Annotated in this window: 7 protein-coding genes and 1 pseudogene; 1 reads left to right on the top strand and 7 read right to left on the bottom strand. The window is 60.3% G+C overall.

Annotated features, from left to right (window positions below; translation table 11 throughout):
* The first annotated feature begins 26 nt into the window (after positions 1-26).
* On the top strand, positions 27-2,132 hold the full coding sequence (gene recG / locus FHT29_RS12655) for an ATP-dependent DNA helicase RecG (RefSeq protein WP_092573721.1): 2,106 nt from the start codon (positions 27-29) through the stop codon (positions 2,130-2,132).
* 42 nt (positions 2,133-2,174) lie between these two features.
* On the opposite strand, the gene FHT29_RS12650 is transcribed toward recG, so the two are convergent.
* The 7 genes and pseudogenes from FHT29_RS12650 to FHT29_RS12620 all read right to left on the bottom strand — a co-directional run bounded on the left by FHT29_RS12650 (position 2,175) and on the right by FHT29_RS12620 (position 10,462).
* Entirely contained in the window at positions 2,175-3,671 is a 1,497-nt protein-coding gene (locus tag FHT29_RS12650) for an esterase-like activity of phytase family protein (RefSeq protein WP_168599722.1), read from the bottom strand.
* A 224-nt stretch (positions 3,672-3,895) separates the two neighbouring features.
* A complete protein-coding gene (locus FHT29_RS12645; RefSeq protein WP_047561750.1) occupies positions 3,896-4,597 on the bottom strand; it encodes a DUF502 domain-containing protein in 702 nt (233 codons plus the stop codon).
* Positions 4,598-4,777: 180 nt separating this feature from the next.
* Positions 4,778-6,604, bottom strand: a complete 1,827-nt coding sequence (gene glmS / locus FHT29_RS12640) for a glutamine--fructose-6-phosphate transaminase (isomerizing) (protein ID WP_047561748.1) — start codon at positions 6,602-6,604, stop codon at positions 4,778-4,780.
* Between the two features lie 117 nt (positions 6,605-6,721).
* Entirely contained in the window at positions 6,722-8,083 is a 1,362-nt protein-coding gene (gene glmU / locus FHT29_RS12635) for a bifunctional UDP-N-acetylglucosamine diphosphorylase/glucosamine-1-phosphate N-acetyltransferase GlmU (protein ID WP_047561785.1), read from the bottom strand.
* 101 nt (positions 8,084-8,184) lie between these two features.
* On the bottom strand, positions 8,185-8,931 hold the full coding sequence (locus tag FHT29_RS12630; RefSeq protein WP_047561746.1) for a FadR/GntR family transcriptional regulator: 747 nt from the start codon (positions 8,929-8,931) through the stop codon (positions 8,185-8,187).
* Positions 8,932-8,947: 16 nt separating this feature from the next.
* Positions 8,948-9,243 (bottom strand): annotated as a pseudogene (locus FHT29_RS12625) (sugar ABC transporter permease YjfF); the annotation flags it as partial.
* Positions 9,244-9,385: 142 nt separating this feature from the next.
* Positions 9,386-10,462: a BMP family ABC transporter substrate-binding protein gene (locus FHT29_RS12620; RefSeq protein ID WP_037202043.1), complete on the bottom strand. Its 1,077-nt coding sequence runs from the start codon at positions 10,460-10,462 to the stop codon at positions 9,386-9,388.
* Positions 10,463-10,464 lie beyond the last annotated feature (2 nt).

Below are 10,464 nucleotides of genomic sequence, written 5' to 3'. Positions count from 1 at the left end.
ACCCTGCCCGTCGCATTTTGCCCTCCATGCGTCCCGCCATCCTCGATCCGCTGTTTGCCTCCATCTCTTCGCTGCCCGGCGTCGGGCCGAAGGTATCCGAACTGCTGGTCAAGCTGCTCGACCGCGAAACGATCGACGATTGCCGCGTGATCGACCTGCTCTTTCACGCGCCGCACTCCATCATCGACCGGCGCGAGCAGCCGGGCATCGCCAGAGCGCCACAGGGCGCGATCGTCACCATTACCGGCCGAGTCGACCGTCACCAGCCACCGCCGAATGCACGCAGCAATGTGCCCTATCGTGTCTTCCTGCATGACCAGACAGGAGAACTGGCGCTGGTCTTCTTCCGGGGCAAGGCGCAATGGCTCGAAAAGCAGCTGCCGATCGACGAGACGGTGACTGTCAGCGGTAAGGTCGATTGGTTCAACGGCCGGCCGTCGATGGTGCATCCGGACTACATCATGCGCGAGAGCGAAGCGGAAAATCTGCCGCTGGTCGAGCCGGTCTATCCGCTCACGGCCGGCCTCTCGCCGAAATTCCTGCGCAAGACCATCGAAGCCGCTCTGCCGCGCATGCCTGACCTGCCGGAGTGGGACGATCTTGCGCTTGCGCAGAAGCAAGGCTTTCCCTCGATCTCCGACAGCTTCCATATGCTGCATGCGCCGCGGGATGCCGCCGATATCGATCCGCAGGCGCCGGCGCGCCGCAGGCTCGCCTATGACGAATTTCTGGCCGGGCAATTGTCGCTCTCGCTCGTCCGACAGCGGCTGCGCAAGGTTGCGGGCCAGCCGGTGCATGCGACTGGGAAAGTCAGTAGCAAGATATTGGAATCCCTACCCTTCTCGATGACCAACAGCCAGCGCGAGGCCGTTGCTGATATTCTCAAGGACATGGCCGGTACGGAGCGCATGCTGCGGCTGCTGCAGGGGGATGTCGGCGCGGGTAAGACTCTTGTCGCCTTGATGGCGATCGCTGCCGTGATCGAGAGCGGCGGCCAGGCCGTGTTCATGGCGCCGACCGAAATCCTGGCGCGGCAGCACCACGCGACGATCTCAAAATTCGCAGCAGATGCAAACCTTTCGGTCGAAGTCCTCACAGGCCGCACAAAGGGCCGCGAGCGAGATGCCATTCTCGAGCGCATCGCCTCTGGCGAGGCGCAGATCATCATCGGCACGCATGCGCTGTTCCAGGACAGCGTCGCCTACGCCAATCTGATGCTGGCTGTGGTCGACGAGCAGCATCGCTTCGGCGTCCACCAGCGCCTGCGGCTGACAGCGAAAGGCATCTCGCCGCATATGCTTGTCATGACAGCGACGCCCATCCCGCGCACGCTGGTGCTCGCCGCCTTTGGCGACATGGACGTTTCCAAGCTCACGGAGAAGCCAGCCGGGCGCAAGCCGATCCAGACGATCACCATCCCAAACGAGCGAACCGGCGAGATCGTTGGCAGACTGAAGAGCGCACTGTCGGAAGGCAAAAAAGCATATTGGATATGCCCACTTGTGGAGGAATCCGAAGAATCGGATTTAATGTCGGTAGAGGAGCGACACGCAACATTGACGAGCGCGCTCGGGGCTGGCGTCGGCCTCATCCACGGCCGGATGAGCGGTCCTGAAAAGGATGCTGTCATGATGGCCTTCAAGAATGGCGAGATCCGGCTGCTGGTGGCGACGACGGTCGTCGAAGTCGGTGTCGACGTTCCCGATGCGACGATCATGGTCATCGAACATGCGGAGCGTTTCGGCCTGGCGCAGCTTCACCAGCTGCGTGGCCGCGTCGGACGCGGCGACGAGGCCTCCACCTGCATCCTGCTTTACAAGGGGCCGCTTGGGGAAACAGGACATGCCAGGCTTTCGATCATGCGCGACACCGAGGATGGTTTCCGCATTGCCGAGGAGGATCTGAAGCTGCGTGGCGAAGGCGAGCTTCTGGGCACGCGCCAGTCGGGTACACCGGGCTTTCGCATCGCCAGTCTCGAAGCCCATGCCGATCTTCTGGAAATCGCCCGCAAGGATGCTGCCTATATTATCGAGCGCGATCCGGAATTAACCGGCGAGCGCGGCATGGCGGTACGCACCCTGCTCTATCTCTTCCGCCGCGACGAGGCGATCCGGTTCCTGCGTGCGGGCTGAATGGGGGACGCGCTAACCGCGTCCACCCCTTTTTCAAATGGCTTACTTGGCGGAGAGACCGGGGATGGTCACCTGAAACACCTGGAACATGGTGTCGACGTCGGCGCCGCTGTCATCCTTGTAGGCGGCTCCCACCTGGAAACCGTCCTGGGTGATGAAGTCGTTGTCGTTGGCGACGAACAGGAAGTAATCATCCGGCAGCTTCGGATCCTGGACGCTGGCAAGCGACATGGCTTCCCACTTTTCCGATAGATTGTTGCGATCGTTCGGAGTGCCGTTGTGAAGGCCGAAGCGAGCGAGATCGGCGGTGTCGTTGATGTCGATGAACTGGCTGAGGACAGCGGGCTTGACCGAGGGATCAAGAACACCCTTCGGAGCGACAGCTGTGTCGCCGTCGAATTTGCCGCCGGCAATATCGGTGGCGGCAGACACATCGACGGCGACGATGTTGCGATAGATCGACTTATCGCCCTTCTGGCCGTAGCCATTGTTGCTATCGCGAGCGAGCATCAGGAAGCTCGTCGGCGAAAGCGCCACGATTTCGCTCTGGGCGGCGACGGACGTCTTGCCCTTGTCGTTGGTGAAGACCGGCAAAGGCACGACGTATTCGTGCACGAGTTTCAGGTGGTCGAGATCAGCAGCATCGTAAAGCAGGGCGCGCGTGTTCTGCCTGGTCGAACTGGAATCGCCACCATCCTGGCGCGTCGCAGACTGGAGCACCGCGATGAGGAACTTACCGTCCGGGGTCAGGGACATGCCCTCGAAGCCCTGGTTGTTCTGGCGCCCACTTGTCGGATCCTTCGGATCGGGAGCGGATTCGCCGGGACCCGGATTATTCGAGGAAAAATTCACGGTGCCGTGGCGCATCGGCAGAAACGCCGCCGGCGGTGCCGTGGCCGAGATCATCCGCCCATCCGCCGAGAAGCGGTAGATATAGGGACCGTATTCATCGCTGATGAACATTGAGCCATCTGGCAGCCGGGCAATGGCTTCGTTGTCGAGCGAGACCTTGCCGTTCGGTGCCAGCGGCAAAAGCGGCATGCCGCCTTCTGCTTGTCGGACGCCGTTGGCGGGGTCAAGGCCGGTGGTTTCGTTGCCTTTATTGTCTTTCAACAGCAGCGTATCTGCGAGCTTGGCTTCGACACCCAACTGCTCCTTGCCGGCCGGCGGCGTAGCGCCGGGAGCAACCGGCGTCAGCTGAATATAGATGGTGTTGAGACGCGCGCGATAATCCGTGGTGCCGGCGACATTGTAGCCACGGTCCGGCAGCAGCCACAGCGATCCCTTGTAGGTACCGTCAGCATTGCGGGTCCAGCTCTTGGCGTCGATGGACATGCCCGAGCCAGAGCCGAAGGTCTCGCCGAACTTGTCGCGCTGGTTGGCCGGAATACGGCCCACGGCAACACGTCCCTTGTTGACGAGCGTCGTGCCTGCGACCGCTACGGAACTTTCGGCATGTACTACTAGCGGTGTTGTGAAAATGAATGTGGCAAGCGCTGCAGACAGCAGCGGCAATGTCCTTGAACGTGAGTCTCTCAAAAAAATATCCTCCTGATGAAAAACCGTATGGAGGCAACGGTATCCATCCGCGGCTTGATGGAAGCCGTATCGAAGATAGTGTCCGGCACATGCGTCCCGAACATTCGATAGTGAGATACCCATTGCCTATCCCAAGGACGATCTAAGACGTCAACATGATAGAGACATGACAATTCGCGCAGGGCGCGAGAATAGGCTGTCGACAATAGCGGAAAGAGCAATTTCTAGGTGAGAGACTTCATCGGAACCGGGGTGCGCGGCCCCTTCATCGCGACCAGCTCTTCCTTGTATTCGGGCGAAACCAGACCGCCGGAAATCAGAAGCTTGGCGCCATCCTCGGGGCTCATGTCGAGAATCGTAATCTTTTCACGCGGCACGAAAACCAGGAACCCGGCTGTCGGCACCGGTGTCGGCGGCAGGAAAACCGCAACCATATCCTGGCCCATGGCGTTGAATTTCGAAGCAATCTCGCCCTTGGCGTCGGTCGATATGAAAACCATGGACCAGAGGCCCGGGCTTGGATATTCGATCAGCCCCACCTTCTTGAACGACGTGCCCTGTTCCTTCAGCACGGTCTCGAAGATCTGCTTGACGCTCTTGTAGATGCTTCGCACGAGCGGAACGCGAGTGACGATCGACTCGCCAAAGCGGACGATGCTCTGCCCGATCAGGTTTTTGGCCAGGAAACCGACAACCGTGATGAAGATCATCGCGATCACCAGGCCAGTGCCGGGGACGGCGAAATTCAGATAGCTTTCAGGGTCGTAACGCGCCGGGATGTAGGGCCGCACCCAACTATCCGCCCAATGCACGACTGACCATGTGAGCCAGAGCGTGATGGCGATCGGAGCGCAGATGATCAGGCCGGCCAGGAAGTTGTTTCTGATCCGCGTCGGCACGGACATTTTGATGAGTTTTTCAGTCATTCGCCGTTCGAAAACTCCGTTCCGCCGCCCACCTTTATCAGGCAAATTCTCCCCCACCATCTCCTTCAAGAAGCGTGCCAGAAATTGGCGCGGCATACAACCCGCCAGTCCCGCCGGCGCACCGAACAGGCGGCCGGCTCACGACGACGTGACCGCAGGATGAATGAAAGGAAGTGAGGCCTACTCTACCGTCACCGATTTGGCGAGGTTGCGCGGCTGATCGACGTCCGTGCCCATGAAGACCGCTGTATGGTAGGCCAGCAATTGGATCGGCAGCGAGAAGATGATCGGGGCGATGATTTCGTCAACAACAGGCAGAATGATGGTCGCCATGGTCGGCAGCGTCGATGCGGCGGCACCCGCATCGTCGGTGATGAAGATGATCCGGCCGCCTCGCGCTGCCACTTCCTGCATGTTGGAAACGGTCTTGTCGAAAAAGCGGTCAAAGGGCGCGATGACGATGACGGGCATGTTCTCATCGATCAGCGCGATCGGCCCGTGCTTCAGCTCGCCGGCCGCGTAGCCTTCGGCATGGATGTAGGAGATCTCCTTCAGCTTCAGCGCCCCTTCCATGGCAAGCGGGAAGCTGGTGCCACGGCCGAGATAGAGCACGTCCTTGAACTTGGATATCTCTCGCGCGAGGCTTTCCATCTGCGGCTGAATGATGTTCAGCACGCGCGCCATGATGCGAGGCATCTCGACCAGGTGGCGCACCATGTCCTCTTCCTCCTTGGCGCTCACCGTGCCGCGGGCAACGCCCGCTCCGATCGCGAGGGAGGCAAGGACGGCGAGCTGGCAGGTGAAGGCCTTCGTCGAGGCGACGCCGATCTCCGGGCCGGCCAGGATCGGAAACACGGCATCGGATTCACGCGCGATGGTCGATTCCCTGACATTGACAACGGCGCCGATTTTCAGTCCGTTGTCCCGGCAATAGCGTAGCGAGGCCAGGGTATCCGCCGTCTCGCCGGATTGAGAGATGAACAGCGCCGCCTGCGAGGGCGACAAGGGCATTTCGCGGTAGCGGAATTCGGAAGCTACATCGATTTCCACAGGAAGCCGGGCATAGCGCTCGAACCAGTATTTGCCGATCAGACCGGCGAGATAGGCAGTGCCGCAAGCGGAGATCGCCAAGCCGGAAACGCTGCCGAAATCGATCGCCGATGCGCTCTGACGGACGCGATGGCTGTCGAAATCGACATAGTGGCTGAGCGCGTGCGAGATCACCTCCGGCTGCTCGTAGATTTCCTTTTCCATGAAGTGGCGATGATTGCCCTTATCGACCACATAGGCGGTTGCCTGTGAAACCTGCCGCGGCCTGCTCACGTCGTTACCGTCGAAATCGATGATCGTCGCGCCGTCGCGGGTGACGATCGCGCAATCACCGTCGACGAGATAGGTAATCTCGTTGGTGAACGGCGCAAGCGCGATTGCGTCCGAGCCAAGGAACATCTCCCCGCTGCCATAACCGACGGCGAGCGGCGGGCCTGAGCGCGCCGCCAGCAACGTGCCGGGATCGCTCTGGAACATCACGGCCAGAGCATACGCGCCGGTGACGCGGTTCAGCATCTTCAGCATGGCGGCACGCGGATCGAGGCCATCCTGAACGTACTTGGCCAGCAGATGAGCAACGACTTCGGTATCCGTCTGCGAAGCGAACACCTTGCCCTCGGCCTTTAGCTCCTCGCGTAACTCGGAGAAGTTTTCGATGATGCCGTTATGGACGACTGCGACACCTTCGACGAAATGCGGATGGGCGTTGGTTTCATTCGGAACGCCGTGGGTTGCCCAGCGTGTGTGGGCGATACCGGTCGTGCCGGGCAGAGGTTCGGCCTCCAGCCGCCTTTCCAGATTGAACAGCTTTCCTTCCGCGCGGCGGCGATCCATCATGCCTTCATGGATGGTGGCGACGCCGGCCGAATCGTAGCCGCGGTACTCGAGGCGCCGCAGCGCATCCACCAAACGGCCCGCTACAGGCTTCATTCCGACGATCCCAACAATGCCGCACATACAACTCTCCGTCTGGCCTCAAATTTGAAGGCAAGTCCTAACTATTCTAACAGTTTTCACAATTGCCACGATGGTCACTTTCGGTTTCCAACCGTTACGGGACCATCTACTTTAGGCTTAGTGGCCACCCTTCTTGGCGGCTTTGATGGCGAGTGCCCTCTCGCGTATCAGCTTGGCACGCTCCGGCTTTACCTCTTGCCGCGCCCGGCCGAAGGCCAGCGCGTCCGCCGGGACGTCATCGGTGATGACGCTGCCGGAGGCGACATAGGCGCCGTCGCCGATGCGCACAGGTGCCACGAGCGACGAGTTGGAACCGACGAAGGCGTTGGCGCCGATATGAGTCTCGTACTTGTTGACCCCATCGTAGTTGCAGGTGATGGTGCCGGCACCGATATTGCTGCCGGCACCGACGGTCGCGTCGCCGATATAAGTCAGATGATTGACCTTGGCGCCCTCGCCGATCTTGCCGTTCTTCACCTCGCAGAAATTGCCGACCTTGGAACCGCCGGCGAGATCGGCGCCGGGTCGCAACCGCGCAAACGGCCCGACCGTCGCACCGGCGCTGACGTGCGCACCCTCGATATGCGAGAAGGCATGAACGACCGCGCCTCCCTCGATGACGGCGCCGGGACCGAACACGACGTTCGGTTCGATCATCGCATCCTGGCCGATCACGGTGTCGTAGGCGAGAAACACGGTTTCCGGCGCAACCATAGTGACGCCCGACAGCATCAGTTCGTGACGCCGCCGCTCCTGCCAAAGACGCTCGATGACGGCAAGTTCGGCCCGGTTGTTGCAACCGGTCATCTCCACTTCCGGCGCATCGACCGCCACGGCGCGGCCGCCGAGCGAACGAGCGATTTCAACGAGATCGGTGAGATAATATTCGCCCTTGGCATTGTTGTTGCCGATGCGGTCGAGCAGATCGAGCGCCTTGCGGCCGTTGATCGCCATCAGGCCGCTGTTGCACCACGTGACCGCCAGCTCGGCATCCGTCGCATCCTTCGCCTCGCGGATGGCAATCAACTCGCCGTCCTTGACCAGCAGCCGACCATAGGCATTCGGATTATCGGTGTGAAAGCCGATGACCACGATATCATTGCCTTCGGCGAGCCCCTGGCGGGCGGCGCGCAGTGGCACGTCGGTGAGCAGCGGCACGTCTCCGTAGGCAACGAGAATGTCGTCATAACCTCGAGCGATCGCCTCACGGGCTGCAAGCACGGCATGGCCGGTGCCAAGGCGCTCTTTCTGCAGATAGGAGTCCACTTCGACGCCGTCGATCGCCGCTGCCGCACTCACCTCATCGGCGTTGCGCCCCACGACCAGTGCCGCTGCCGAAATATCGGTCTTGGCGATCGATTCCATGACATGCGCGATCATTGGCCGACCGGCGATCGGATGCAGAACCTTCGAGATCGATGATTTCATGCGGGTACTGTCGCCGGCAGCGAGGATGATGGCGAGGCAGGTGCGTTCCATTTCAGGCTCCGAGATAAACATCAGGCGCCGCCCGTGACCGGGCGCTGTCCCCTCATAGCAACTAGTCGAGCGGTGAACTACGGCGAAATTAGAAGTCGCCCTTACGCCTCGACAAGAGCCGCGAAAGCCTCCAGGACGTGTTGACGTCCGTCGATGATGACGAATTCCATGGCCTTGTGCGCCGCCAGGGCATCATGCGCTGCAATGGCTTCGACGATGGCCATATGCGTGTCGGCAATATTGCTGAAGCCGTTGCTGGAGGGTGGCGCACTCATGCGGAACATGCCGACCAGCGCAGCCTCGATAAGCCCGCCGAGCGACCGCATGAACGGATTTTGCGACGCCTCGGTAATGGCCAGATGGAAATGAAGGTCGGCAACGGCCAGACTGTCGGACGTATGATGCGGGGCCGCCATGGAGGCCGCAAGCCGCCGCAGCAAATCGATGTCCTCGCGGCTGGCCCGTTCCGCCACCAGGCTGGCGGCGAAAGGCTCGAACGCCATGCGTATATCGTAGAGGTGGAGAAGAAACTCCTTGTTGACCCCGCTTTCGAAATGCCAGTTGAGCACTTCGTTGTCGAACATGTTCCAATAAATCTTCTCGGTGACACGCGTGCCGACACGCGCGCGCGGCACAACCATCCCCTTTGCCGCCAGGGTCTTCATGCTTTCGCGCAGAACAGTGCGGGATACCTTGAAGCGCTGCAGAAGTTCGCTGTCCCCCGGAAGGATGCTACCGATCGGGAAGACGCCGGAGACAATTGCCTTGCCGAGATCGTCGACCACCTGTGCATGGCTCGTCCGCGACTTTCCCTGGGGTTTTCTCGTATCAAGCATTCGGCTGCGCAAGCACTCTGTCCTTCCCTCAGACGTAACGTCGATTGAAACGAGAAAGCAGCAGAAAACTCTCGGGCATCAGAATATATGCAAACTGCAGCAGGCCGATCAGGCCGTCATCCACCCGTTGGAAAGCGTTCCATCAAAGGCGATGTAGGTCTGAAGCTGATCCTGTATCAGAATTCCGATGAATGCTCCTCCGCCGAACCCCGCTCCTCCCGTTAGCAGTGTTCCGCCCATCACCACGACAAGCTCAATGCTCACCATGACAAGCGAATATCCCGCTGATGTATAAATGGAAAAAACGATTCCGGATAGACCAGCGAAGTCCCGTCAAGGGCCCTCTCCCCGACCCTCGATCAAAAAAACATATAGTAGTACTTTTGTAAATCAGTATTCGCTACCGCAACACAACAAAAAAGGGGCACCAAGGGCGCCCCTTTCAACTCATGCCATTTCGTCTGCCTTACTTCGAAGCGGGCAGCTTGTCGTCGACGCCCTCGATGTAAAAGTTCATGCCGAGCAGAGTGCCGTCATCGGCCTTCTCGCCGGCCTTCAGCCAAGGTGTGCCGTCCTGCTTGTTGATCGGGCCGGTGAAGGGTGCGAGTTCGCCGGACTTGATCTTGGCTTCGGTTTCCTGAGCCATCTTCTTCACGTCGTCGGGCATGTTGGTGTAGGGCGCCATTTTCAGGATGCCGTCCTTCAGGCCGTCCCAGTTCTGCTCGGACTTCCACGTACCGTCGAGCAGCGCGTGAACGCGCTTGGAGTAATAGTTGCCCCAGGTGTCGACGACGGCCGTCAGCTGCGCCTTCGGGCCGGCGGCGATCATGTCGGAAGCCTGACCGAAGGCGTGGATGCCGCGCTCTTCGGCCACCTGCATCGGTGCCGTCGTGTCGGTATGCTGGGTCAGGATATCGACGCCCTGGTCAACCATGGCCTTGGCGGCATCGGCTTCCTTGCCCGGGTCGAACCAGGTATTGACCCAGATGACCTTGAGCTTGAAGCTCGGATCGATCGAGCGGGCGCCCTGCTCGAAGGAGTTGATGCCCATGACGACTTCCGGGATCGGGAAGGAAGCGATGTAGGCGGCACCGTGATTCTTCGACATCTTGGCAGCGATCTGACCCAGGATATAGCGGCCTTCATAGAAGCGCGAATTGTAGGTCGCGAGATTCGGGCCGCTCTTGAAGCCGGTCGCATGCTCGAACTTCACCTTCGGGAACTTGGCCGCAACCTTGACGGTCGCATCCATGAAGCCGAATGAGGTGGAGAAGATCAGAGAGCAGCCGGAGCGGGCAAGACGCTCGATGGCGCGCTCGGCGTCGGGGCCTTCCGGCACGTTCTCGAGATAAGGCGTATCGATCTTGTTGCCGAATTCCTTCTGGATCTGCTGACGGCCGAGATCGTGCGCCTGCGAGTAACCGCCATCCGTGTGCGAACCGACATAGACAAAGCAGACCTTGGTCGGCGCCGCTTCGGCCGCAGCCGCGAAACCAACGATGGCAGCGGCTGTCGTGGCGAGTGCGAGTGCTAGTTTTTTCATGG

It is taken from the genome of Rhizobium sp. SG741 (assembly GCF_012275435.1).
Lineage (GTDB): Bacteria > Pseudomonadota > Alphaproteobacteria > Rhizobiales > Rhizobiaceae > Rhizobium > Rhizobium lusitanum.
This window is presented reverse-complemented; position numbering and strand designations above follow the sequence as displayed.

Excerpts from the sequence above, each read along its gene's own strand:
- glmS (WP_047561748.1), bottom strand. The coding sequence starts at position 6,604 with ATGTGCGGCATTGTTGGGATCGTCGGAATGAAGCCTGTAGCGGGCCGT.
- glmU (WP_047561785.1), bottom strand. The coding sequence starts at position 8,083 with ATGGAACGCACCTGCCTCGCCATCATCCTCGCTGCCGGCGACAGTACC.
- FHT29_RS12620 (WP_037202043.1), bottom strand. The coding sequence starts at position 10,462 with ATGAAAAAACTAGCACTCGCACTCGCCACGACAGCCGCTGCCATCGTT.
- FHT29_RS12645 (WP_047561750.1), bottom strand. The coding sequence starts at position 4,597 with ATGACTGAAAAACTCATCAAAATGTCCGTGCCGACGCGGATCAGAAAC.
- recG (WP_092573721.1), top strand. The coding sequence starts at position 27 with ATGCGTCCCGCCATCCTCGATCCGCTGTTTGCCTCCATCTCTTCGCTG.